Annotated in this window: 23 protein-coding genes and 3 pseudogenes; 16 read left to right on the top strand and 10 right to left on the bottom strand. The window is 62.8% G+C overall.

What is annotated here, in order from left to right:
- Nucleotides 1-412 precede the first annotated feature (412 nt).
- Entirely contained in the window at nucleotides 413-1,609 is a 1,197-nt protein-coding gene (locus V1279_RS16935) for an MFS transporter (RefSeq protein WP_334437880.1), read from the top strand.
- Nucleotides 1,610-1,755: 146 nt separating this feature from the next.
- Entirely contained in the window at nucleotides 1,756-2,772 is a 1,017-nt protein-coding gene (locus V1279_RS16930) for a hypothetical protein (protein WP_442894892.1), read from the top strand.
- 47 nt (nucleotides 2,773-2,819) lie between these two features.
- On the opposite strand, the gene V1279_RS16925 is transcribed toward V1279_RS16930, so the two are convergent.
- Nucleotides 2,820-3,482 carry an N-acetylmuramoyl-L-alanine amidase family protein gene (locus tag V1279_RS16925; RefSeq protein ID WP_334437874.1) on the bottom strand — a complete coding sequence of 221 codons (663 nt, stop codon included), beginning with the start codon at nucleotides 3,480-3,482 and terminating at the stop codon, nucleotides 2,820-2,822.
- Nucleotides 3,483-3,522: 40 nt separating this feature from the next.
- On the opposite strand from V1279_RS16925, the gene V1279_RS16920 reads away from it, so the two are divergent.
- Nucleotides 3,523-3,873, top strand: a complete 351-nt coding sequence (locus V1279_RS16920; RefSeq protein ID WP_334437872.1) for a hypothetical protein — start codon at nucleotides 3,523-3,525, stop codon at nucleotides 3,871-3,873.
- Nucleotides 3,874-4,125: 252 nt separating this feature from the next.
- Here V1279_RS16920 and V1279_RS16915 read toward each other — a convergent pair whose 3' ends face one another.
- On the bottom strand, nucleotides 4,126-5,721 hold the full coding sequence (locus tag V1279_RS16915; RefSeq protein ID WP_334437870.1) for an SGNH/GDSL hydrolase family protein: 1,596 nt from the start codon (nucleotides 5,719-5,721) through the stop codon (nucleotides 4,126-4,128).
- 134 nt (nucleotides 5,722-5,855) lie between these two features.
- On the opposite strand from V1279_RS16915, the gene V1279_RS16910 reads away from it, so the two are divergent.
- On the top strand, nucleotides 5,856-6,326 hold the full coding sequence (locus V1279_RS16910) for a cupin domain-containing protein (protein WP_334437868.1): 471 nt from the start codon (nucleotides 5,856-5,858) through the stop codon (nucleotides 6,324-6,326).
- Between the two features lie 27 nt (nucleotides 6,327-6,353).
- Here V1279_RS16910 and pcaB read toward each other — a convergent pair whose 3' ends face one another.
- Complete coding sequence (gene pcaB, locus V1279_RS16905) at nucleotides 6,354-7,703, bottom strand: 3-carboxy-cis,cis-muconate cycloisomerase (RefSeq protein WP_334437865.1); 1,350 nt, start codon at nucleotides 7,701-7,703, stop codon at nucleotides 6,354-6,356.
- A gap of 128 nt (nucleotides 7,704-7,831) precedes the next feature.
- Here pcaB and V1279_RS16900 point away from each other — a divergent pair, with 128 nt between their 5' ends.
- Nucleotides 7,832-8,083 (top strand): UTRA domain-containing protein, encoded by a 252-nt coding sequence (locus V1279_RS16900; protein ID WP_334437862.1) that lies wholly within the window; start codon nucleotides 7,832-7,834, stop codon nucleotides 8,081-8,083.
- A gap of 89 nt (nucleotides 8,084-8,172) precedes the next feature.
- Here V1279_RS16900 and V1279_RS16895 read toward each other — a convergent pair whose 3' ends face one another.
- Nucleotides 8,173-8,430, bottom strand: coding sequence for a hypothetical protein (locus V1279_RS16895; protein ID WP_334437859.1), 258 nt, complete (start codon nucleotides 8,428-8,430; stop codon nucleotides 8,173-8,175).
- Nucleotides 8,431-8,705: 275 nt separating this feature from the next.
- On the opposite strand from V1279_RS16895, the gene coaD reads away from it, so the two are divergent.
- The 6 genes and pseudogenes from coaD (at nucleotide 8,706) to V1279_RS16865 (ending at nucleotide 13,434) form a co-directional block, all read left to right on the top strand.
- On the top strand, nucleotides 8,706-9,203 hold the full coding sequence (coaD, locus tag V1279_RS16890; RefSeq protein WP_108515880.1) for a pantetheine-phosphate adenylyltransferase: 498 nt from the start codon (nucleotides 8,706-8,708) through the stop codon (nucleotides 9,201-9,203).
- Between the two features lie 60 nt (nucleotides 9,204-9,263).
- The gene (locus V1279_RS16885; protein ID WP_334437855.1) at nucleotides 9,264-9,806 is read left to right on the top strand and encodes a peptidylprolyl isomerase; all 543 of its coding nucleotides are present in this window, start codon (nucleotides 9,264-9,266) and stop codon (nucleotides 9,804-9,806) included.
- A gap of 4 nt (nucleotides 9,807-9,810) precedes the next feature.
- A complete protein-coding gene (locus V1279_RS16880; protein ID WP_442894783.1) occupies nucleotides 9,811-10,251 on the top strand; it encodes a hypothetical protein in 441 nt (146 codons plus the stop codon).
- Complete coding sequence (locus tag V1279_RS16875; RefSeq protein ID WP_334437852.1) at nucleotides 10,227-10,691, top strand: peptidylprolyl isomerase; 465 nt, start codon at nucleotides 10,227-10,229, stop codon at nucleotides 10,689-10,691. Before V1279_RS16880 ends, V1279_RS16875 begins: the two co-directional genes overlap by 25 nt.
- Before the next feature lie 80 nt (nucleotides 10,692-10,771).
- Nucleotides 10,772-11,848 (top strand): tRNA preQ1(34) S-adenosylmethionine ribosyltransferase-isomerase QueA, encoded by a 1,077-nt coding sequence (gene queA / locus V1279_RS16870; RefSeq protein ID WP_334437850.1) that lies wholly within the window; start codon nucleotides 10,772-10,774, stop codon nucleotides 11,846-11,848.
- A gap of 285 nt (nucleotides 11,849-12,133) precedes the next feature.
- A pseudogene (locus V1279_RS16865) lies at nucleotides 12,134-13,434 on the top strand (PQQ-dependent sugar dehydrogenase).
- Between the two features lie 108 nt (nucleotides 13,435-13,542).
- Here the strand turns inward: V1279_RS16865 and V1279_RS16860 are convergent.
- The 4 genes from V1279_RS16860 to V1279_RS16845 form a co-directional block, all read right to left on the bottom strand.
- Entirely contained in the window at nucleotides 13,543-14,568 is a 1,026-nt protein-coding gene (locus V1279_RS16860; RefSeq protein ID WP_334437847.1) for an aspartate-semialdehyde dehydrogenase, read from the bottom strand.
- 247 nt (nucleotides 14,569-14,815) lie between these two features.
- Nucleotides 14,816-15,433 carry a PepSY domain-containing protein gene (locus V1279_RS16855; protein ID WP_442894782.1) on the bottom strand — a complete coding sequence of 206 codons (618 nt, stop codon included), beginning with the start codon at nucleotides 15,431-15,433 and terminating at the stop codon, nucleotides 14,816-14,818.
- Nucleotides 15,434-15,686: 253 nt separating this feature from the next.
- Complete coding sequence (locus V1279_RS16850) at nucleotides 15,687-16,427, bottom strand: TetR/AcrR family transcriptional regulator (RefSeq protein WP_334437841.1); 741 nt, start codon at nucleotides 16,425-16,427, stop codon at nucleotides 15,687-15,689.
- Between the two features lie 346 nt (nucleotides 16,428-16,773).
- The gene (locus tag V1279_RS16845; protein ID WP_334437838.1) at nucleotides 16,774-17,865 is read right to left on the bottom strand and encodes a patatin-like phospholipase family protein; all 1,092 of its coding nucleotides are present in this window, start codon (nucleotides 17,863-17,865) and stop codon (nucleotides 16,774-16,776) included.
- A 291-nt stretch (nucleotides 17,866-18,156) separates the two neighbouring features.
- Between V1279_RS16845 and tgt the strand changes: the two genes are divergently transcribed.
- Entirely contained in the window at nucleotides 18,157-19,290 is a 1,134-nt protein-coding gene (tgt, locus tag V1279_RS16840; protein ID WP_334437835.1) for a tRNA guanosine(34) transglycosylase Tgt, read from the top strand.
- A gap of 307 nt (nucleotides 19,291-19,597) precedes the next feature.
- Complete coding sequence (thrS, locus tag V1279_RS16835) at nucleotides 19,598-20,815, top strand: threonine--tRNA ligase (protein WP_334437832.1); 1,218 nt, start codon at nucleotides 19,598-19,600, stop codon at nucleotides 20,813-20,815.
- A gap of 67 nt (nucleotides 20,816-20,882) precedes the next feature.
- On the opposite strand, the pseudogene V1279_RS37860 reads toward thrS, so the two are convergent.
- Nucleotides 20,883-22,043 (bottom strand): annotated as a pseudogene (locus V1279_RS37860) (MFS transporter); the annotation flags it as partial.
- Nucleotides 22,044-22,098: 55 nt separating this feature from the next.
- Between V1279_RS37860 and V1279_RS16825 the strand changes: the two are divergent.
- Together V1279_RS16825 and V1279_RS16820 are read left to right on the top strand one after the other, a co-directional pair.
- Nucleotides 22,099-22,344 (top strand): annotated as a pseudogene (locus V1279_RS16825) (Ada metal-binding domain-containing protein); the annotation flags it as partial.
- Between the two features lie 45 nt (nucleotides 22,345-22,389).
- Complete coding sequence (locus V1279_RS16820; protein ID WP_334446430.1) at nucleotides 22,390-22,713, top strand: helix-turn-helix transcriptional regulator; 324 nt, start codon at nucleotides 22,390-22,392, stop codon at nucleotides 22,711-22,713.
- A 70-nt stretch (nucleotides 22,714-22,783) separates the two neighbouring features.
- On the opposite strand, the gene V1279_RS16815 is transcribed toward V1279_RS16820, so the two are convergent.
- Nucleotides 22,784-22,999, bottom strand: coding sequence for a hypothetical protein (locus tag V1279_RS16815; RefSeq protein ID WP_334437827.1), 216 nt, complete (start codon nucleotides 22,997-22,999; stop codon nucleotides 22,784-22,786).
- 246 nt (nucleotides 23,000-23,245) lie between these two features.
- Between V1279_RS16815 and cysK the strand changes: the two genes are divergently transcribed.
- Nucleotides 23,246-24,223, top strand: coding sequence for a cysteine synthase A (gene cysK / locus V1279_RS16810; RefSeq protein WP_334437824.1), 978 nt, complete (start codon nucleotides 23,246-23,248; stop codon nucleotides 24,221-24,223).

Here is a 24,223-nt window from a genome sequence, read left to right as displayed (position 1 = left end):
GGAAATTTACTCTCTTCACGAGGGCCAATTCAGCGAGATCACAAGCCCGCGTATCGGCTTAAGCCTGCAAAGGGGAAGGGTTGTCCGGCGTCTGCTTGGGTCAAAACAGAAGTCGCGGCTGGGTTTGCGAACTTTATCGCGCAAGGCATTTGGAATCGATGCGCATGCCTCGCTATCTGATATCCTGGAGTGCGGCCTTTTCGAGCAACTGTCGAAGACCAGCCGCGTCACCCAACGCTCCTTGCCACTTCCGCCCAGGATCACAGCCTGCCGGAAAGGGAGGTTGTCGGCCACACCCCAGCAAACGGACCACCATCGCTGACAGGCCACACGATCTCTTCGGCTGGCTTGTGCTCCACCGGCAATCTCGGGATAGTGGACGCCTTGCGACACGAGCCAGGCAACGTTGTGCATGACTAGGCGGCCCGCCCGCATTCTCCCAGTCATCGTGTTGTCCCAGCTTGCCGGGACCTCCCTCTGGTTTGCCGGCAACGCGGTGCTTCCCGACTTGCAGAACCGCTTGGGGCTGCCGGACCAGGCCTTGGGCCACATCACCGCCGCCGTTCAGCTTGGCTTCATCGCAGGCACGCTTGCGTTTGCTGTTCTGGCCGTTTCCGACAGATACTCGCCGCGCGCGACCTTCCTTGCCTGCTCCCTCCTTGGCGCGTCGTGCAATGCGGGCCTCTATTTGTGGAGTGGGGAGATCCCCCTGCTGTTGACCCGCTTCGCGACTGGGTTTTTCCTCGCTGGCATATACCCGATCGGCATGAAGATCGCTTCCGGATGGTATCGGAGCGATCTCGGAAAGGCCTTGGGCTTTCTGGTCGGCGCGGCCGTGCTCGGCACGGCCCTCCCGCACCTCATCAAGGGGCTGGGGCAGACTTTGCCTTGGGAAATAGTCGTCTTGAGCGTTTCACTCATTGCCGCCCTTGGTGGCGTGATCATGTACGTCTTTGTGCCGGACGGACCGTTCCTGGTTGCTGGATCCCGTTTCCATCCAGGTGCGATGCTCGCAGTTTTTCGATCTGCGCGGTTTCGCGCTTCAGCCTTCGGGTATTTCGGTCACATGTGGGAGTTGTATGCGTTCTGGGCGTTCCTGCCGCCGGCGCTTGCTGCCTACGCCTCCCGCCCAGAGCCAGTCGACCTCAACTTGTCCCTGCTGTCATTCGCCGTTATCGCCGCAGGGGCGATCGGCTGCGTGGTCGGCGGCTATTTGTCGGTATCTCTGGGCAGCGCCCGCGTAGCGTTTGCACAACTCGCTGCGTCGGGACTTTGTTGTCTCGCATCACCCCTGTTGTTCAACGCAACGCCAGCGCTATTCATCGGGTTCCTGCTGTTCTGGGGGATCGTCGTCGCTGGTGACTCGCCGCAATTCTCAGCGCTGAACGCGTCCTCCGCCCCACGCGAGCAAGTGGGGTCGGCCTTGACCATTGCCAACTGTATCGGATTCGGGATCTCGATCGTTAGCATACAGCTTCTCAACCTCACGGCCAGCCTCGTTCCAACGCCGTATCTGTTCTTGATGCTGGCGCCTGGTCCCGTTGTTGGCATCCTGGCCCTGCGTCCGCTCCTCGCCAGAAATCTTGTTGGGAAATCGCCATGGGGATAAAAAGCCTTACTGCTGCGCCCACGGCAGCTCTTGCTCTCGGAGTGTTCTTCACACCGCCGGCTGCGATCGCCACCGATGCGATCATCAGCACGGTCGCGTCGCTCGTCACGGTCGCCATCGGAAATCTCGGCTTCACGTCGCCTGCAATGGGTGAGCCGGCCGCACTCACGAAAAAACAATCGGATGCGCTCAATACATACAATAATTCACGAAGCAACTTTGAATCGATCCTGGGGCAGCGGCGCGCGCAGATCAGTTCGAACCAACGGCTGCCGAACTTGCCGGGACAGGCACTCTACCTTGCACGCAACAACATGATGAGCGCATACAAGGACCTCACCGACGCGCTTCCGTCCAAAACAGGTGGGCCTAACAAATACGGAATCCCTCCGGCGTACTTTAACGCCGATAATGAGCCGCTGCTCGATGAGTACAGGAGACTCTTCGACCTCATGCAAGCGCCTCCCGTCAACGCGCAGAAATCAGATACGCCATTCAAGGACGTTGTCGATTTGGGCTCTGCCATTGCGCGAGCCAAGGGCCTTGATACGGCCAATGCCGAAGCGGCAGGCCGTATCAGCCTGGGGCTGTTCTTTGCCGAGACAAATGGCAATCAGAACATCGGGAATGCGCGCTCGAATAAATACAAGGGCAGCTTGCAAACAGGCGTACCCGAAGACCAAAATGGGCGAAAGAAATGGGCGGCGATAAAAAAGTCGATAGCAGCCTTTGATCCTGCACTGAACGCTCGCGACGACAAGGAAGAGGCACGGGTCGGCAATCTGGATCGTCGGTTCAACCACTGGACCGCCGTGCGGGATGCCCTGATGAATGCACACGCGGATATTTTCCCGCAAGTACCGGCGATCGTGAAAACACTTCCAGATCCGATCGATCAGATGAAGCTCTTTGAACTCATCCAGATTATTCCTAGCCCGACCAGGTCCGCACTCGGGTCACGCAACCTGGTCGACTACAGAATTTCCGACCCGAAGGTCATGGCATATCTGCGCAACAACAGCATTTTCACGTTTGGACAAGCTGACAGGGCCAGAACATCTGCAACCTTCCGCGAAATTCTTGATGCGATGTGGCTCTTCAACGATAAGTTTGAACGAGCGCTTTCCAAATTCGACGAGGTCAAGGCGCGGTCAAAGAGTTGAAGTCGGCAGATCGGATCCGGATGCGAGGAGGGGCCGCCGCCCCGCCATCAGAGCGGACCGAGGATGCCCCATCGAGGTTCACAGAATTCCTTCACCGCCGCTGTGACACCGCTGCTGATGATGTCCTGGCGTTCAGGCGAACTCATCTTGAGTTCTTCGTCCCGGTTGATGATCGAGCCCGCTTCCAGCAGGACGGCGGGCATCTGGGTCTTTCTCAGCACGATGAGCTCGTCGTAGCGATAGACGCCGGTTTCCTTGTTCAGCAGCGGACGCTGGTGCCGGCCCATGATGGCCTGGGTATATTGCCTGGCATAATCAAGGCCCTGGGCCTTCATCTCCTTGCCGATCAGTTCGGCGAAGGCGAAGCTCGTCTTGAAGTCCGGATTGTTGCGGGAGACGAAGACGGAATATCCGCTGAAGCGGTCGCTGAAGCGGCTTTTCTTTCCCTCGAACTCCCAGTCCTCGAGGAATTTGTTGGGCACGGAGTCATGGTGGATCGACAGGAAGAGATCCGCGGCCAGATTGTTGGCAGTGTCGACGCGTTTGACGAGGCTGCGCCTGGCCTTGCCCTCGGTCAGGAGCAACCTGGTTTCAGTAAAGCCCTCGGCCTTCAACTTCTCCTCGATCCGCTTCGCAAGGCGCAGATTGAAGACAAACTCAGAGACGTTGCGGGCGCTGATCGCGCCTTCTGATTCGGCGGTATGTCCCACATCCAGAATGATCCGGAACCTGGAGGGATCGCACAGGGGTGTGGCCGGCTTGAAAGCGGCAGAGGGCAAGCCGACCGGCCCCAAGGCCGCAAGCCTTACGGTGCGGCGCTTTGGCGAGGCGGCTCGCTTCGCCAAAGTGGCTGGCTTGCGCGAAGTGACGTGCTTTGACGGCTTGCCTTGTTTTGGCGCTTTGGCTTGTTTTGACGAGCCTTTGAAGACGTCCGACAGCCAGCCCGCGTCGCTGACCTCGATCGGCAGAAGCACCAATGCGGCCATCGCGAAAATAATGATGCGGCCGCGGGACCACAATCGTGAAGCGATACCGCCGAGAACAGAAATGAACGCGCGGCGCTTCATGCTCGCCCAGAGGCCGAACCAAAAGGCGCGCTAATGCGAATGAGGCTTGCTTTGATGTCGACGAACGAAGTTCTGGCACAGATGATGGAAAACATATCGTACCCCACCTACCGAATTCGACACGCAAGGGTCGCAATCCAATGGTGGCAGATACAAGTCGGACGAGAGCGATTACGGCATCAATCACGCGATTTCATGCCAGTGTTGTCATTGAGCCACATCTGGGTTCCCGAAGCCGCACACAGCTATGCACCGAAACAGGCTTTCGGCCATTTCCTGGGAACCGTCAAAAGCGATTGTTGGTCCCACGCTGGGGGCGTTGCTTTTTCGGCTTTAGCGCCGCCGCTGGCGCCCGTGCGTTGGCATCGAGCGATGTCGATGCCACTGGCGTCTCACCCTTGGTCCCTTCGCGTCCAATTTCGCGTCGCGGCCAGGCAAAATCGTCGGCGCGACCGGCTGGCGCCGACAAAGGCTCGCCTGTGATCAAGACCCGCGCTGCTTGCGCATCCATCGTCACCGTCCGTGACCCCGGACCGCCGAGCAATTGATCCGTGCCGACGGAGGAGGCCGTCAAGGGAACGATCGGCCCGGCCAGCGGACGCGGTGCCGGCTGATCCGGCCGCGCACTGGCGTCGGGCGTTGCCGGTTCGGTGGGCAGCACAATCGGCGCGGAACGCGCAGCCAACAGCCGGTTGATTTCACGCTCGGCATAATGCGCGAGCTTAAGCGCGCCGGCCCTGGTGAAGTACACGCCATCGTAGGAGCGCAGCCGGCGGGTCTGCCCTTCGAAATCGGGGCCTTGCTGTAAAAAGCGGCCGGTTTCATCGACAAATCCGTCCCAGACATCGACATAGGTAATGCCGGCCTTGCCTGCCGCATCGCGATAGAGCGTATTCAGAAACGCCGTGTCGGCGGTCGCCTTGGTGCCGCGTACCGCCGGCAGACCCACCCACAGCACTGGCACACCCCTGGACTTGAGTACGCCGATCATCTCCTCGATCTTTTGCATGTAGAGTTCGACCCAGCGTTTCTCGCGAAACTCATGGAGGTCGTTCGGCGAGCGCGCGCTCTTCTCCGGTCCTATAACCGACCGCGCGTCACTGTTTTCGGCGGCATCGTCTGGCGACAATTCGGCATCCGTCACCTTGGTTGCGCCATCGGGCTTCGCCGCGGGCTTTGCGCTCGAAGGCTTGCCATCAGGTTTGGCCTTGGCGTCCTTCATGTCCCCCGGTTTATTGTCGGATTTATCGACCGCCGGCTCGCGGATAGCGACGCGGTCATCAAGCCCGAGCATGACGACAATGGCGTCCGCTTTTTCGGTGGCGAGAATGCCTTTGGCGGCGGCCGCCCAATTGGCTGGATCGCCCTTCGGCTGATACTTGATCAGGCCGGAGACTGTCTTGTGTTTGCGGATCACCCCCATTTCAGGCTGATCGGCATAGACGTTCTCAAGCCCATAGGCGAGCCAGTCCGCCATGGCGTCACCGAGCACAAGAATGTGGCGTTCCGGTACGGTGTTGCGTTTCTCGGGCGGCGGCGCCTTTGAAAAATCCTCGCGCGGCGCCGGAGGCGCTTGCCGCCCATACGAACGAGGCGGCGGTGCGTACTCCTGGTTCGGCTGGTGCGGCGACATGTCGTTACCAAACCAGCCACCACCGCGCTGTGGTTGCTGCTCGTTACCAAACCAGCCGCCACCGCGTTGTTCGTTACCAAACCAGCCGCCGCCACGTTGCGGTTGTGGCCGCTGCTGATATCCGCCGAAATTAAAGAACTGTGCAGAGGTGGGGCCGGCCAAGCCGAGCAACATCCCCACCACGACGGCCAGCGCAATCAGCCAACCACGCTCGGTAAAGACCCGTAGCTTTTTTGGTTCCTTTGGCATGCTTCTGGACCGCACACACGCAGAACCTGCGGTGACGAGACTAGCACAAAGGCCCTTTGGCGGGTCTCAGTTTACCGTGAAGTGCATGAGGTGCTGAATGATACCATCCAAGTCCATCGGATCGGAGGATCAGCATGACCCAGGCTCAGACCGCGGCGTCAGAGGGATATGTGCTCGGCGCCACCGAGGGCGAACATCTGGTTCATTTTCGCGACGCCGGCAATATCTTCATCAAGGTCGGTCCCGCCACAGGCTCGGACAGTCTTGCCTTGGGGACTCAGCAGGTGCCGGTCGGTACGGGCATTCCGATCCACCGACACTTGCGGATGGATGAAGCCTTCTACGTTCTGGAAGGCAGCGGAATTTTCACATTGAACGATGTACGACATCCTTTCGAGAAGGGCGGAACGATATTCATCCCCAGGAATGCTTGGCATGGGTTCGCCAATCCCGATCGCGAACTACTCCTGCTCTGGATCATGGCGCCTGCCGGCTTGGACGGTTTCTTCCGCGACACCTGCAATCCGCCCGGGGTCCCCCCAAAGCAGCTGACTCGGGAGCAGATCAACGAGATCGCCCGCGAATATGCGACGGAATACAGATAATCGGCCCTCGCAATACTCCAGGTAAGCTTATCGTTTGATGTGACGCGCGAGCACGCGGTCCACCATCTCGCCGGCCGTGCCGAGATAGTTGGACGGCTCGCACAAGGCGGCGAGCTGATCGCGCGGCAAGGCGGATGCGATCGCCGCGCGCCTTAGCAATGCCTCAAGAAGCGCGTCGCCACGGTCGAACGCATCGCGGCAGGCGGCATAGACCTCGTCATGCGCAAGCTGACGGCCAAGCGTGGGCGCGAGCCCCATCATGACCGCTTCGGCCACGATCAGCCCGCGCGTGGAATCGAGGTTTCGCTTCATCGCCGCCTGATCGACGATCAGGCCGGAAAGCATGAATTGCGCCTGTGCGAGCGACCCGGCGGTGAGAAGACAGGTCTGGGGCAATGCGAGCCATTCGCAGTGCCAGGGCCCGGTGGCGCGCTCGAGATCCTGCACCATGGCATCGAGCATCAGCGAAGCGGCGTCGCGGGACATTTTCGCGTTCGCCAGCAGAATTTCCGACGAGATCGGATTGCGCTTTTGCGGCATGGTCGAGGATGCGCCGCGATGCGAGGCGAAGGGTTCGAATACCTCGCCGATCTCGGTCGCCATCAGGATCATGACGTCATAGCCGATCTTGCCGAGCGCGCCGCAGATCACGGCAAGCGTCTGGACCAGTTCGACCAGCCCGTCGCGGGCGACGTGCCAGGTGATGTCGGGTTCGGCGAGACCGAGAGCGCGCGCGTAGGCGGCACGCACATCCAGTCCGCGCGTGCCGAGTGAAGCCAGCGTTCCCACCGCGCCGCCGAGCTGCGCCTGAAGCGCGCGAGGCTTGGCTTGTTCGAGCCGATCGGCGGAGCGCTGCAGCGCCGAGAGCCAGATCGCTGCCTTGTGCCCGAACGTGATCGGCAGCGCCTGCTGAAGATGGGTTCGCCCTGCCATCGGCGTATCGCGATGGAGGCGTGCGAGATCGGCGAGCGTGGCCATGACCTCGACGAGCTGGGCTTCGATCAGCGCAACCGCTTCGCGCAGTTGCAGCACGGTCGCCGTATCCATAATGTCCTGGGTGGTCGCGCCCCAATGCACGTAGCGGCCGGCTTCGCCGAGGTGCTGCGAGAGCTGGCGCACCAGGCCGACGATGGGATAGCCGACATTCTCGGTGTCGCGTTTCAACTGCTCGCTATCTAGCGCGATCGTCAGGGCCTGGCGCGCAATCGCCTGTGCCGCCTCCTGCGGAATCACGCCGGCTTCGCCCTGGGCCGTGGCAAGCGCCACTTCGGCCTGCACATAGGCCCGGAGCTGGGCGTCGTCAGAAAACACCGCCCGCATGGCCGGCGTCGAGAAAACGTCGCGATAGAGGGCGCTGTCGAAGATGGTGCTGGCCACGCGCTTCTTTCCTCCCGTTAATATGTCCGGCCATCTGATTGGTATGTACCAATCCGTCAAGCGCGGCCTGCGAAGGCCGAACTCGTTCTAAGAGAGCGCGCCGACCGCGAGAACTGCTCGAATGCGAATTGCATCAGACCGTTGCGGCAGCCGTTGTGCCGAACGAGTTTGCCAAAGCTCTGGGCGCAGACGCAGGATCGGCTGTGCTCGAAGTGCTCCGCCGATATCTGGATTCGCACGGCCGCCTGTTCGAGATATCGGAAAGCATCCATCCCGCCCGCCGGTACGTCGTGACATCGGTGCTCAAGCGCGTCGACAATCCGGGGACGGCAGACGGCCGCGCGACGCGATCTTCCGGCAAGACGAGATCGCGCGCCTGAGGCGCTCAGAACGCAAATGGCGAGCGGGGGGCATCCCTACTCGCCATCAATGCGGTTCCTTGGAGGTGGTCGGAACGAAAATCTTGCCGTTACGGGGTGCGGTCGGCGGTCACCAGGCGGGCTTCCCTCACCACCGACTTGGAGCCGGCGGCGCGGAGGCAGGAAGCTTCGAAATTCGGCCAGGCCTGCTGCGAGCAATCCTTGCCGACGGTGCGGATATCCAGGCGGTCACCCTTGGCAAGCGCCTGCGGCACGCTGGCTTCGACCTGGGGGGCAAAGCCGGGCAATACGGTCAGCGCGGCGGCAATGAACGCAGCAGCAGCGATTGCGGAAAAAGCCTTGATCATGACGGTCCCCTGTCATGGGCCTTGGCGGCCCGTCGTTTCGTTGGATGGACTTGTAGCCAGCGCAAGTTTCCGGCTGTCTTCGCCAACCCCGAAAATGGTTTCGTCCGGGCCGAGTTTTGTTTCGTCGGCCAGTGGCGGACGAAACATTGGCGGCTCGCCCAAGGCGACGCTCGGGCCCCAAGACTGGTTCATTGGCCGACCTGAAATAAAAAGCCGCCCCGGCAGGGAACCGGGTCCGGCTTGCCGGGCCGCCCGGGGCGGGGTAGGAGGGGTCTATGCCCCGTATCGCGCTCTATCCCGGTTCATTTGATCCCATCACCAACGGCCATCTGGACGTGCTCCGGCACGCCGTGACGCTGTGCGACCGCCTGATTGTCGCCATCGGTGTCCATTCCGGCAAAAAGCCGCTGTTCTCGACCGAGGAGCGGCTGGACATGGTTCGGGCGGTATGTGAGCCGATCGCACAACAGGCAGGCTGCGCCTTCGACTGCACCACCTACGACAACCTCACCGTCGCTGCGGCGCGGCAGGTCGGCGCTACGATCATGATTCGCGGACTGCGCGACGGAACCGATATGGACTACGAAATGCAGCTTGCCGGCATGAACGAGGCCATGGCGCCGGAGGTGCACACGGTATTCGTTCCGGCGTCGCCGGCCGTCCGCCCGATCACCGCCACGCTGGTGCGCCAGATCGCCGGGATGGGCGGCGACTTCTCCGCCTTCGTGCCGCCCCAGATTGCCGCGAGCCTGAAGGCCAAGTTCTCGCAATAGCGTTCTCGCAATAGCACGCTCACCGCATCCGTCGTCCCGACCTCTCGATCCGGAGCTTTCATGATCCGAATTCTCGCCGTTCTCGCCGCGCTTTTCCTTGTGGCTCCCGCGATCGCCCAGCCGCTGCCCGCCAATCTCGACAAGGCGAATGCGATCGTGATCGACACCACCAAGGGCCGCATCGTGATCAAGCTGCGGAACGACCTCGCGCCCCAGCATGCCGAGCGCATCAAGCTCTTGGCGCGCGAGGGCTATTACAACAACGTGCCGTTCCATCGCGTGATCGAGGGATTCATGGCGCAGACCGGCGACGGCAAGAATTTCAACGGCACCGGCGGTTCGAAACATCCGAACCTGGCGGCCGAATTCTCCAACGTGCCGTACAAGCGCGGCATCGTCGGCATGGCTCGAACGAGCGATCCCAATTCAGCCAATTCGCAGTTCTTCATCATGTTCGCGGAAGGCGCGTCGCTGAACGGCAAGTACACCGTGATCGGCGAAGTGGTGGCGGGGATGGATGTGGTCGACAAGATCAAGCGCGGCGAACCCGTCGCCGATCCCGACAAGATGGTGAAGGTGCAGGTCGCATCCGACGTCAAGTGAGGCGATGATTTCGGCGCGCCGCAAGCCGTCCATCTGGTTTGCCGCCGTTCTGTTGTGGCTTGCGCCGGTGGCGCATGCATCGGCTCAGCCACAGCAGATCGATACCCTCAAGGACGTCTTCGCCAAACTGTATTCGTGCTGGCAGCCGCCGTCTTATTCGCGCGCCAACCCGATGGACATCACCGTTGTCGTCAGTTTCAACCGCGAAGGCGCCATTCTCGGTCAACCCAGGATTACCTATGAATCCGGAAACCCCAGCGATAATGACCGGGTTGCGTACCGGACTGCCGTCATGGAAACATTGCAACGCTGTACGCCGTTGCCATTTACCGAGGGACTGGGCGGTGCGGTTGCCGGCCGGCCTTTCGCGGTCACTTTCAGAACCCGCAAACGTCCACCCAAACCGGAAGAGAAACGAGCATGGCTGATACAGAAAATACTTTGATCCTTGAAACCACCCAGGGCCCCGTCACCATCGAAATGCGCCCCGACCTGGCGCCGGGCCACGTCGCCCGGATCAAGGAACTGGTGCGCGAGGGATTTTACGACGGCATCGTGTTCCACCGCGTCATCGAAGGCTTCATGGCGCAGACCGGTTGCCCGCACGGCACCGGCACTGGTGGCTCCGGCAAGAAGCTGAAGGCCGAATTCAACAAGGAACCGCATGTGCGCGGCACCACCTCGATGGCCCGCGCCGCGAGCCCGGATTCCGGCGACAGCCAGTTCTTCATCTGCTTCGACGATGCGTCATTCCTCAACGGCCAGTACACGGTCTGGGGCAAGGTCAGCTCGGGGATGGAGAACGTCGACAAGATCAAGCGCGGCGAGCCGGTGCAGAATCCGGACAAGATCGTGAAAGCGCGGATGGCGCTCGACGAGGCTTGATTTGCCGCTGTCATTCCGGGTTCGTATCTCCGATGCGCCCCGGAATGACCTGACTGCGCCACGCTGGAGCGCATCGCGCCATGCGCACCGATCTCTTCGACTTCGAACTTCCCGCCACGAGCATCGCGCTGCGGCCCGCAAGCCCGCGTGATTCTGCGCGCATGCTGGTCGTGCAGCCCGACGGCGCGCTGTCCGACCGCACCGTCGCCGACCTGCCGCAATGGCTGGAGCCGGGCGACCAGCTCGTCGTCAACGACACCAAGGTGATTTCCGCCCAGCTCAGGGGACGTCGCATCGGCCGCGAGACCGAGCCGAAGATCGAAGCGACATTGATCAAGCGGCTGGACGGGTCACGCTGGCAGGCGCTGGTCAAGCCCGCCAAAAAACTCGCACCCGCCGACGTCGTTCGCTTCGGCAATGAAGGCAAGGTCTGCCTGCTCGGCCATCTCGACGCCGAGGTCGAGGCCAAGGGCGAAGAGGGCGAGATTACGCTGTCGTTTTCGTTTCACGGACCGGCGCTGGATCAGGCCATCGCCGATCTCGGCACGCCGCCGCTGCCGCCGTACATCGCTTCCAAGCGCACGCCCGACGATCGCGATGCCGCCGACTACCAGACCATGTTCGCGGCGAATGAAGGCGCCGTCGCCGCCCCAACGGCGGGACTGCATTTCACGCCTGACCTGGAAGCGGCGCTGCGCCGCCGCGGCGTCGAACTGCACCGGCTGACCTTGCATGTCGGGGCAGGGACCTTCCTGCCGGTCAAGGTGGAGGAGACGTCCGAGCATCGGATGCATGCCGAGTGGGGTTCGATATCGGCCGATACCGCTGATGCCTTGAACGCCGCGCGCGCCAAGGGTGGACGCATCATCGCTGTCGGCACCACGTCGCTGCGGCTATTGGAGAGTGCTGCGACCGAAGACGGCACCATCCTGCCGTTCGACGGCGAGACCTCGATCTTCATCACGCCGGGCTATCGCTTTCGTGTGGTCGATATCCTCATGACCAATTTCCACCTGCCGCGCTCGACGCTGTTCATGCTGGTGTCGGCTTTTTCCGGTCTCGACACGATGAAGAATGCTTATGCGCATGCGATTGCGGCGGGGTACCGGTTCTATTCCTACGGCGATGCCTGCCTGCTGTTTCGTGCGCGGGATTGAGGCGAAGCCGGGCGCCTTCGCTTGAAAAAGGGGCCCGCCAATTGGGCGGGCTAAAGGTTCAGGGAGGAAGCGCTCTGACAATAAAGCGCCAATATCTGTGTCCTCGATTCGGCCGCTGTCGCCAAGATCGTATAACTACCGGCTTCCAGGCATCTCACGTGTGCTGTTGCACCGTTGCCACCATGCGCGCGTGCGCGGCGTGCGCCGGCGCTTTCGTACCTCGACGATGAGGTTCCAACGGTTCCTTCGGTCGGATAGGGTGCGCGCGATCATCTGGAGAACTTCATGAACATATCGGGCATTTTCGCGCGCGTCGTCGCGCTGATCGGCGCCGTTGCGCTGCTGTGGCGCCGTCTGCAGGGATCCGCGCACGCGCCGGCCTGGGGTAACGCGCCGGCGATTCCGGCGGCGAAGCCGCAAGGTGCCATCCCGACGCTCAAGATGCCGACGGCGCAAGGGTGGAGCGACGGGCAGAAGCCAACCGCGGCGCCCGGGCTCAAGGTCAACGCGTTTGCGAAAGATATGGACCACCCGCGCTGGATCAACGTGCTGCCCAATGGCGACGTGCTCATCGCAGAATCCACGCAGATCGCGGGACCGCCCAGGAACGTGTTCCACTATGCGATGCAGGCGACGATGCGGCGGGCCGCGGCGCTGGGCGTCAGCGCTGACCGCATCACCTTGTTGAGGGATCGCGACGGTGACGGCGTTGCCGAGGGACGCGGGATTTTCATGGAAGGGCTAAGCCAGCCGTTCGGCATGGCGCTGGTCGACGACACCTTCTATGTCGGCAACACCGACGGCGTGGTCGCCTTTCCATACGCCGCGGGCGCGGACCGCATCACGGCTGAGGGGCGTAAGCTCGTGGCGTTCAAGCCGAGCGGGCACTGGACGCGGAGCCTGCTGCCGAGCGCGGACGGCAAAAAACTCTATGCCGGTGTCGGCTCGCTCAGCAACATCGCCGAGAGCGGCATGGAGGTCGAGGAAGGCCGCGCCGCGATCTATGAGCTCGATCTAGCCGGCGGCACGAGCCGCATCTTCGCCGGCGGCCTGCGTAACGCCGTGGGCCTCGCATGGGAGCCCAACACAAGCGTGCTCTGGACCGTCGTCAACGAACGCGACGGCCTCGGCGACGAGACGCCGCCGGACTATCTGACTTCTGTGCGCGACGGCGGTTTCTACGGCTGGCCCTATTGCTACTGGGGGCAGACGGTGGACGACCGCGTGCCGCAGGATCCGGCCATGGTCGCGAAGGCGATCCAACCGGACTATGCGCTCGGCGGCCATCCGCCTCGCTCGGCCTGTGCTGGATGCCATCAGGCACGCTGCCGGGCTTTCCGGACGGCATGGTCATCGGCCAGCATGGCTCCTGGAATCGCAGCACGCTGAGCGGCTACGCGGTCGTGTTCGTGCCGTTCGAGAACGGGCGCCCCTCCGGCCCGCCGCGGGATATTCTGACCGGGTTTCTCGCACCGGATGAGAAAGTGTCCTATGGGCGACCGGTCGGCGTCACGCTCGGCCCTGACGGCTCGCTGCTGGTGGCGGATGATGTCGGCAACGTCATCTGGCGCGTGACGGGTGCGTAGCTGCCGTAGGGTGGGCAAAGGCGCACTTGCGCCGTGCCCACCATCTTTCTGCACCGTCAATCTGAATGGTGGGCACGCTTCGCTTTGCCCACCCTACGATTCCAAGCCTCACGCCATCGCGCGCTGCGGCAGCAATTCCGCGATCTGGATCGCGTTCAACGCCGCGCCCTTCAGGAGCTGGTCGGCTGACACGAACATCGAGATCGAGTGGCCTGAGGCATCGCTGAGATCTCGGCGGATACGGCCGACGAGAACGTCGTCCTGGCCTGACGCGTCGATCGGCATCGGGAAGTAATTCTTCGCGCGGTCGTCGACGATCTTGACGCCCGGTGCGTTGACCAGGATGGCGCGGACCTCGTCCTCGGTGATCGGCCTTTCGCATTCGAACGTGATCGCCTCGGAATGCGCGCGCAGCACCGGCACGCGCACGCAGGTGACGCCGATCGCGATCCGCTCGTCCTCGAAGATCTTGCGGGTCTCCTTGATCACCTTGGTTTCTTCGTCGTTGTAGCCGGTCTCGGGATCGATCGCCGTGTTGTGGCTGAAGACGTTGAAGGCGTAGGGGAGCGGGATCACCTTTGGCGTGAACGGCCGGCCGTCGAGATAGGCGCGGGTTGATTCCACGAGCTCTTCCATCGCAGCCGCGCCGGCGCCGCTCGCCGCCTGATAGGTCGATACGATCATGCGCTTGATGCGGTTTTGCCGGTGGATTGGCCACAGCGGCACCAGCGCCGTGATCGCCGAGCAGTTCGGAACGGCGATGATGCCCTTGTGCTCCCGGATGCGGCCCGCATTGATCTCCGGGATCACCAGCGGCACGTTCGGGTCCATCCGGAAGGCGGAGGAATTGTCGATCACGATGGCGCCGGCCTTCACGGCGGCCGGTGCGAACTTGCGCGAAATGCCGCCGCCGGCCGAGAACAGCGCGATGTCGACACCCTCGAACGACTGCTCGGTGAGCTCCTCGATCACGATCTTTTTGCCCCGGAAGTCGATGGTCTTGCCCGCCGAGCGGGCGCTGGCCAGCGCCTTGAGCTTGCCGACCGGGAAGGCGCGCCTGTCCATGGTGGCGATGAATTCGGCGCCGACAGCTCCGGTTACGCCGGCAATGGCAACAACGGGTTCGTGGCTCACGGGTCTATCCTCTTTGGTTAAGCATCAACGCTGCGGGCAATAAAAAAGCCCCGGTCCTTTTCAGGCGGGGCTTCGGTTCAGATAATGCGATCGTTCGACTACGCGCGCACGGCTCCCGAGCCCCCAGAGGGTGCTTTGGTTTTCGCGGTCGCTTTGGTCGAAGTCGTCATGGCGCGGACTTATGCGGCAGCTTGGCGCCGCCGTCAACGGGCTTTAGCCTCATCCGGGTTGCTACTGACGGGTCCGGTCATCGCCGGCCGGCACCGCCATGAGGCTCGAGGATGACCTCCTTCAGGTCGCTGCCACTCATGACGACGATCGCGAAATTCAGCCGGCCGCGTTCGCGGATCAGGCCGCCGCTGACAGCCTTGCCCGACGCCGCGCGCTCGGCCACGCGAACGGCATCCGCCAAGCGGTGCCGGATCGTTTTGAGTGCAACGAGGTTGCTGCGGTCCTCGGCATCGAGCTCCTTCAGGGGCAGAGCGGCTTCGCCGCCGACAATCTTGCCAGTCGTGGCGTCGATGGCGTGTTGCCAGATGCGGTCGTTGTGAAGGGTCTTTACCCGGTAGACCGGTGAATCCGACGCGCCGTCGAAGCTGACATCGGCGGTCGTCGCGCCGGTATGCAGGGCTTCGGCGATGGCCATCGCCTGGCTCAGCGAGACGGCCGACCCGCGGAAAATCGCGAGCTCGCGGCTGACCGCCTGCTGGTCGGACGCGGCGCCATCGCCGGCTTCATTGCGGAGCGAGGCTTGCTCGTCGGTCGACGACGCGTTGGCATGGACCGGGGCAGGGAGGATGATCGCCACCAGGACGATTGCAAGCAACTGTCTCCAACGGGGCGTACGCATGTTTGCAGTCTCCATCTTAGAGCCTGTCTCTGCTGGCGGACGGGCCGGATCGTCTCTAGGAAAGCGCGGCCGACCCCTTGGAGGCATACGGGGTCGGCCGCGGAACGCTGCAAACGGCGGTTTGCGGCGATCGAAGCGGCGCGAGCCGCTGGGACTGGTGAAAGCAGGACCCGCACTCCGCTCATAACAAAACCATACCGTATCGTTTTGTTGGGTCAAGATGCCGGCATGGCGTAAAGCACGTGAAACTTCCGTTCTCACGGAATTGTCAGCGGGAAGGGCGCCGCCGAATGGTTCCCTTGGGGATGGACTGAACGCGGCTCGATGGTCCAAGCGCGCCGGCAAGGAACAGCCTGATCGCCGATCGCATGCGTTTTTCGGCGAACTTCATCTCCAGCGGCGTTCCGAACGTCGCCATGCGGTGGGTGTGACCGACGACCACGTCGAGAAAGACCTCAGCCGCGATGCCGGTATCCTCGACGTCCATAGCGCCCTGTGCGACCAAACGATCAAAGAAGCGCGCGGTCGTGGAAACGGCCTTCAACCAGCCTTCTTCCTTGCCAAGTTTGGCAATGTCGGGAAAGTTGATGGCCTGTGACGTCATCATGCGGCTGAACGCGACGGCATCGGGTCCGCAGGTGAACGTCAGCATCTCGCGCCCGACCTCTATCAGGCGCTGCTCGACCGAAATGTCCGAGGCACGCGTGATCTGCGCCTCCGCCGCTTCAGCAAGCGGCGCAAGCCAGCGCGCAATCTCGCGCCTCAGCACCTCCGCAAACAGCCCGCGCTTGTCGCCGTAGCGCGAATAGACGGTGGGCTTGCTGACCCGGGCTGCTTCCGCAACCGCATCAAGCGAGGTCGCATCGTAGCCCCGGTCCAAAAAAAGACGGGTGGCAACTTCGATCAGCCGCTGATCGCGCTCGATGGCGCCGCTTTTCGTCGGCCGGCCGCCACGCGACTTCGGGACGTCTCGTCTTGCCGGTTTGGCCTTGGCCGCAGTCAATCCCATGCCCATTGATTCCTGCGCGGTCGTGATATCAGTCAATGCTCTATAACGCGCAGCAAGAGGGACGTCATGGCGAATCTGGCCGAAACCGCTCTCCGTTCCCCGGATGCTGCGCAGCGCGCCGCGTCTTGGCGGCGTGGTGCGCTGCTGATCCGGGGCCCACTATGTTGCGATGGGTCCCGGCTCTGCGCCGCGTCACCATAGCGTGTCGAAGACGCGCGTAAACGCTCTGATGGTGCCGCGTCGCGTCCGGGATACGGAGGATGAAATGTCACGCGACAGCTCGCCCATGCCCTCCCGCCGAATTGGCCATATCGTCCAAGCAGGTCATCGTCCCGTCCTGCGTGGCTCACGGAAGCATCGAGGTCCAGGCGCGGCCCGACGCAGCCTTCTCGTAGCCATGCTGATAAAGGGCGCGCATATAGGCGGTGTCGAATCCCTCTGAGTGCGATGCGGGATAGTCGCGCGCGATGTAGGACAGATGGAAGCCCCACCTATTGCGCTTGGCGAAATCGTAGGTCGAGAAGATGACCGAGCGCGTCTGGGACTGGGTGATCGACGACAGGCTGCGTGAGGCGACGTCGATCGTGCTGTTGGGCACGAGCTCAAAAGTTCGTTCGAGCTTCTTGTTGACGAGGATGTAGATGTTCATCCGGATGTTTCCGGGCAGACGTCCCTGGAAGAGCAGGGCATCCGGCAGCGTCAGGACCGGAGCGGTCACGCCGCCGTCGACATGCATCTCCTCAAAGCGCCGGCCTTGGCCCTCGGCTTCGATCAGGATCGGCGGGAACACCAGGGGAATGCTGGCGGAGGCCGCCATCACGTCGCGGAACAGGCGCAGCGCCTCGGGCGAACCGACTGCGGCGATTTTCCCCATGTCCCAAACGACCGTGCGTTGGGTGTCGAGATCGGTCGTCACCACCAGCAGCTTTCGGCCCTTGGCATTCTCGCGGGCGACGGCGGCCAGGATCTCCGGCCCGACATAGCGGGCCACCAGCTCGCGCAGTCGCGTATTGCCGAACAGGCCGGATCCGAACAGCACGCGGATGATGCTGGGATCATTGAGCAGGCTCGAAGCTATCCCGCTGGTGTAGACCTCCCTCAGCGTGTCGTCGTATTGGGGCCCGAGAAACGCAAACGGCGCAATCAGGCCGCCGGTGCTTACGCCCGAGACGACCGAGAAGGCCGGGCGGGTGCCGGCCGCGGTCCAGCCGTTCAACACGCCCACGCCATAGGCGCCATCGGCGCCGCCGCCGGAGAGCGCGAGATAGGTCCTGGTGGAGGAGAGGTCGTCTTTCTCGAAACGGAATTTTGTGACGGGTTCGTCGGTGTAGCGCCGCAGGCCGTCGATATCGAGCACGCGGGAGCCTGAGGCATCCGCAGCGCTGTAGGGCGTCCGCGGCAGCGACGTGCAGGCGGCTAGCGCGAGGCTGCACAGCAAGACGGCCGACCTGAGCAGGCGTGAGCCTGTCCTCCTGATCCGGCTGTCGGAGAGGATTGATCCAGTCAGGAAAGAGGGGGAGGGCATTCGTCGTCAGTTACCGTGTACACACGCACTTGCCGCCGCCGGCCTCATCGCCAGCGGCGTCCGTCCTGCCCCATTTATAAAACTATACGGTATCGTTTTATTTAACAAGCGAGGGCTAATTGTGTCCGGCGTGGGGCACGGACTGGTCGGAGCGCCCGCACTGGGCGGTTGATTGGCCGTTCCCGGCACGCAATAAGCAGCGCCATGAGTCTTCCCAATCATTTCGAATTGCTCGCCACCAATGGCGCAGCCCGCACCGGCCGTCTCACCACGCCGCACGGCATGGTGCACACGCCGGCCTTCATGCCGGTCGGCACCGCGGGGGCGATGAAGGGCATGCACTGGCGCGAGGTGCGCGATGCCGGCGCCGACATCGTGCTCGGCAACACCTATCATCTGATGCTGCGGCCGGGCGCCGAGCGGATCGCCGCACTGGGGGGCCTGCAGACCTTCACCGGCTGGAACGGCCCGATGCTGACGGACTCCGGCGGCTTCCAGGTGATGTCGCTGTCGGATCTGCGCAAGGTGAGCGAGAAGGCCGTGACCTTCCGTTCGCATATCGACGGCGCCAAGGTCGAGCTGTCGCCGGAGCGTTCGATCGAGGTGCAGCGGCTGCTCGGCGCCGACATCGCCATGCAGATGGACGAGTGCGTCCGGCTGCCGGCTACGCGCGACGACATCGAGCGCGCGATGCGGCTGTCGCTGCGCTGGGCCGAGCGCAGCAAGCGGGCGTTCGAGACCGCGCCCGATGGTTACATGCTGTTCGGCATCGTGCAGGGCGGCGACATTCCCGCGATGCGACATATCAATGCGCGCGGACTGGTCGAGATCGGCTTCCACGGCTACGCGATCGGCGGGCTCGCGGTCGGCGAGCCGCAGGCGGTGATGCTTGCGATGGTCGAGGAAACCGCGCCGGCGCTGCCTGCCGATCGTCCGCGCTATCTTATGGGTGTCGGCACGCCGGAGGACCTGCTGGAAAGCGTGGCCCGCGGCATCGACATGTTCGACTGCGTGATGCCGACCCGGAATGGGCGTCATGGCATGGCGTTCACCCGGTTCGGCCAGATCAACCTGCGCAACGCCCGCCATGCCGATGATCCGCGGCCGCTCGATGAGGAAAGCGAATGGCCCGCGACGCGCGACTATTCCCGCGCCTATCTGCATCATCTGGTGCGGTCGGGCGAGACGCTCGGCGCGATGCTGCTGTCGGAAATCAACGTGGCGTATTACCAGCACCTGATGCGGGGCATGCGCGAAGCGATTTCACAGGGAATTTTTGCCAGCTTCCGCGAACGTACGCGCGCCGGTTGGGCGAAGGGCGATATACCGCCGCGCTAGAGCCTGACCAGAAGCCAGATCATCCGCCGCAGGAGCGTTGATGTCCCCGCGCATCATCCATATTCCGCGACGCCAGGCGGCTGGCGTTGACGCCTGAGCGTTTTGCCGCCATATACAGGGCATGAATAAGCTTCGATCAGCCGCATTGACCACCACGGCGACCGCTTACGGCGGATCGCCTGCTGGTTGCGCGCGCTAGAGACAAGCGTACTTCACCCAGAAAAGGCCCCGCCGGCGACGGACGGGGCCTTTTCTGGTTTTTGATGGTCCCCGTCCGCGCTTTTTCCAATCGCAAGGAAACACAGCCATGGACGATCTCGACCACAGAAATCTCGGCGTGAAGCTCAAACTCTGGCACCTTCAGGAAGATGCGCCGGGCATGGTGTTCTGGCATCCGCGCGGCTACGCGGTCTACCGGGTGCTGGAGGACTATCTCCGGCGCAAGATGCGCTGCGCCGGCTATGCCGAGGTCCGGACGCCGCAGCTGCTGCCGCAGGAGTTCTGGGGCCGCAGCGGCCACTGGGACAAGTTCGGCGAGCACATGTTCCGGATCGACGACGGCGAGCTGGCGATGGCGCTGAAACCGATGTCGTGCCCGTGCCACGTGCAGATCTTCAACAAGGGGCTGCGCTCGTGGCGGGAGCTTCCGATCCGCTATGCGGAGTTCGGCGCGTGCCACCGCAATGAGCCTTCCGGTTCGCTCCACGGCATCATGCGGACGCGCGCCTTCGAGCAGGACGACGCGCACGTGTTCTGCCGCGAGCAGGACGTGGAGGGCGAAGTCGCGCGCTTCATCGCCCTGCTTGACGAGGTTTATTGCGACCTCGGTTTTCCCGACTACGAAGTGGCGCTGGCGACGCGGCCGGTGGTGCGTGCCGGCGACGACGCGACCTGGGACTGGTCGGAGGCGAAGCTCGGCGATGCCGCGCGGCAATGCGGCCTCGCGCCTCAAATCAATCTCGGCGAAGGTGCGTTCTATGGACCGAAGCTGGAATTCGCGCTGCGTGACCGGCTGGGACGATCCTGGCAGTGCGGCACAGTGCAGCTTGACGGCGTGCTGCCGCAGCGGCTCGAGGCGTCCTACGTCGCCCCCGACGGCAGCCGCGCGAGGCCCTTGATGATCCACCACGCCATCTTCGGATCGCTCGGCCGCATGATCGCGATCCTGCTCGAGCACCATGGCGGCGTGCTGCCGTTCTGGCTGTCACCGGACCAAGTCGCGGTCGCGCCGATCTCGAAAGACCAGGCCGGATATGGCGCGGAAGTTCTGGCGGCGTTCGAGGATGCCGGGATCCGGGCCGTTGCCTATGACGGCGCCGATACCCTTTCGCGGCGCATCTTGGCCGCGCATGAAATGGCGGTGCCGGTGATGGCGATCGTCGGCGGGCGCGAGATGAGGGACGGCCGGGTGTGCCTGCGCGAGCGCGACGGCTCACAGGCCGACGTTCCGCTGGCCGAGGCGGTGTCCCGCCTGCAGGCGAGGGCCCGGCCGGGCGCCCTTGTGGCTGAAGCCGCGCTAGGGTGAAGTCGCTTGAGCGCGTGTGGACCTCCGGCCGGCCAAGCAGGATAATTACTGCTGCCAGAAGTTGGATCAGGGCAATGAGCGCGAACGGCAACTGATAATTGGCAGTCATGTCACGCATCGCGCCAATGATTGCAGGTGCGAATGCAAATACCCCTTGGTTGATCGCGATAATCAGCGCCACCGCGGTGGCGACATCCGCGCGTTCGAATTCTTTCTGTACGATCAATGGCGGGAGCGAGGTCAGATTGCCGATTCCGAGACCGAAGAGAACGCATCCAAGCGTGAGAGCCACCGATCCGCTACAGAAAATCAACAACAGGACACCGCCGATCTGCACGGCAAAGTTGGCGGCAGCGGCGAACCGGCGATCATGCTCACCAATCCACTTGCCGGTTGCGGTCCGGCCAATGACGGCACATACCGTTGCCAGGCTGACAAGAAACCCGGCATGCTCAATTCCAAGCTCCGGCGTAAGACGAGCCACCAGGTGGGCAAGCAGGCCGATCTGCGCAAAGAGTCCGAGCGAGAAAGCTGCCGAAATCGTGATGAAACACCAGCTTTGAACGATCTCGATGCGGGTCCGTCTCGGCTGCGGCCTCGCGCTCGCCTGATGCGACGCCTCGCCGTCTGGCGCTAGCCCCATGTCTTCGGGAGATTTGGCCAGGAACCTGACGCAGAGATAAGCGACCGTGGCGACCATGCAGCCGCCGACGAGAAGCGCTGCGGACGGAAATCCGATCGATCGTATCAACCAGACCCACATCGGCACGAACAGCACGCCGCCGACGCTGGCACCATTGAATGCAAGCGCTATCGCGATCGGCCGGTCACGATCGAACCATCTTGCCACGATGGCATTCAGCGCAGCGCCGCTCGTCATGGCCCAACCAGCTCCGCTTGGGATTGCCGCGGCGAACAACTGCCACGGCTCGCGCGCGCCGGACCACAAGATGAGGCCAGCCGCCGTGAGGACCGCGCCAAGGAACGTCGTTTTGGCGATTCCAAGTCGGCGATGAATCTCCGGCACGCAGGCGATGACGATCGCGCTGAGCAGGAAGTGGGCGGTAATGGCCACTGAAATTTGCGAGATGGGCCAGCCCCGCGTTTCGTGCAGCGATTGAAGAAACACCGAGGGGCCATAGAAGCCGGTGCCCCAGGCAAACACGGCGATTGCGAACGCTGACCAGGCAACCGACCATCCAAAGAACTGGCCCGCGGCGGCGACCATTGTTTCCGTGCTCCCGAAACATATTATGGCTGCGACGTAACATCGGGAGTGTGCGATGGCTCGCCGCATTCGGACTCGGTCGTCGGCAAGGACCAGGGTTGGCAACCTGGACGTAGCAGCCTGCGAGAGGGCGCGCGTCAGCCGTGATCGACGATTTGACGGTCAGTTCTTCTCAGGTGTCAGGACAACGCGCATCTACTGTCGTCCGGTCTGCCCGGTTCGCCCCGCGAAGCCGGAAAACGTGTCCTTTTATCCATCGGCAGCGGCAGCGGAGCGCGCTGGATTTCGGCCGTGCCTGCGTTGCCGGCCGGAGACGGCGCCGTTCTCTCCGGCATGGAAGGGCTCATTGGCCACCGTCGAACGTGCGGTCCGGCTGATCAGTGAGGGCGCACTCGATCGCGCGCCGGTTGAAGTGCTCGCCGCCAGCCTTGGGGTGGGGCCGCGGCATCTATCCCGATTATTCGACAAGCATCTCGGCGCCAGCCCCGCTCAGATTGCCAAGACGGCACGCGTGCAGCGGGCGAAGCGACTTTTAGATGATACCAAATTGCCGATGATCGAGATTGCGCTGCTGGCGGGGTTCCGCAGCCTGCGCCGCTTCAATGCGGTCTTTGCGGAGGTGTACAAGCGTCGCCCGACCGAAATTCGGCGGGCGCAGCGGAACGGATAGAAATTTCAGGACCAAAAACAAACGCGCGCCAGTTGGGCGCGCGGTGACATTGCTCTAACGATAGTTTGAATCAATTACAGGCAAACCTCTTGATCGAGTGCTTGGTCACGAAACCGTAACCGCAGGTGTCACAGGTCCAGAGATAGCTGATCACGTTGTCGTTGAGGTAGGCGGAAGCTTCCGCAGCCACCATGGTATCAGCGCACACAGGGCACGTCGGCAAATCACAGCCGCGTGGATCGGGCTTATACGCTACGGTCGACAGGATTTCAGCAATAGCTGGCATCGTGACCCTCCTTCGCGATCTGAACTTCTGGGGACCTCTGGCTCAGTTCGCGACGAAAGTATAACCAAAACCCTTGACGATGTCGCAACACAAATGAGTTCATTTCGCGATATTTGCGATGTTCTTGTTTTGCAATGCAGCGAACTCTTCGGCTCCGGCACTTCCGGCTTGCGCATCAATGCGACCGCCTCCTAAGTAGGGAGAGCCGTCAATTCCCCGCACATGATTTGTTACAGGAGTGTTGAGATGGATGCGTCGTCAGTAACGAGTGCAGTGCAACGTCCTGGGCGGGGCCGGGTTTTTGATTCCATCGTCGATGCAATCGGCGACACGCCGATCGTCCGCTTGCGCAAATTGCCGGAGGCGCACGGTGTTAGCGCAACCATCCTCGCCAAGCTCGAATATTTCAATCCCGCCGCAAGCGTCAAAGACCGCATTGGCGCGGCGATGGTGATCGCGATGGAGAAGGCCGGCGTGATCAATGCCGACACGGTGCTGATCGAGCCGACCTCCGGCAATACCGGCATCGCGCTGGCCTTTGTCGCGGCCTCGCGCGGCTACCGGCTGAAACTGGTGATGCCGGAGTCGATGTCGATCGAGCGGCGCAAGATGCTGGCCTTCCTCGGTGCCGAGATCATCCTGACGCCGGCAGCCCAAGGCATGAAGGGCTCGATCGCGACCGCGGAGGAACTGGTGCGGACCACGCCCAACGCCGTGATGCCGCAGCAGTTCAAGAACCTCGCCAATCCCGAAATTCACCGCCGTACCACGGCCGAGGAAATCTGGAACGACACCGGCGGCAACATCGATTTCTTCGTAGCTGGCGTCGGCACCGGCGGCACCATTACCGGCGTCGGACAGGTGCTGAAGCCACGCAAGCCTACCTTGCGGGTGGTCGCCGTCGAGCCGGAGGAAAGCCCGGTGCTGTCGGGCGGGCAGCATACGCCGCACAAGATTCAGGGCATCGGCGCCGGCTTCGTTCCGGACATTCTGGACCGTTCGGTCATTGACGAGATCGTCAAGGTCAACGGCCCGACGGCGATCGAGATGTCGCGGGCGCTGGCGCGCATGGAAGGCATTCCCGGCGGCATCTCCTCGGGCGCCGCGATCGCGGCGGCGCTTGCAATCGGCAAGCGCCCCGAGAGCGCCGGCAAGACCATCCTCGCGATCGTGCCGTCATTCTCCGAGCGCTATTTGTCAACCGCACTGTTTGAAGGAATCTAG

This window comes from Bradyrhizobium sp. AZCC 1610, from assembly GCF_036924515.1.
GTDB lineage: Bacteria > Pseudomonadota > Alphaproteobacteria > Rhizobiales > Xanthobacteraceae > Bradyrhizobium.
Note: the sequence above shows the minus strand (reverse complement) of the source record. Positions and strands in the feature narration are given on the sequence as shown.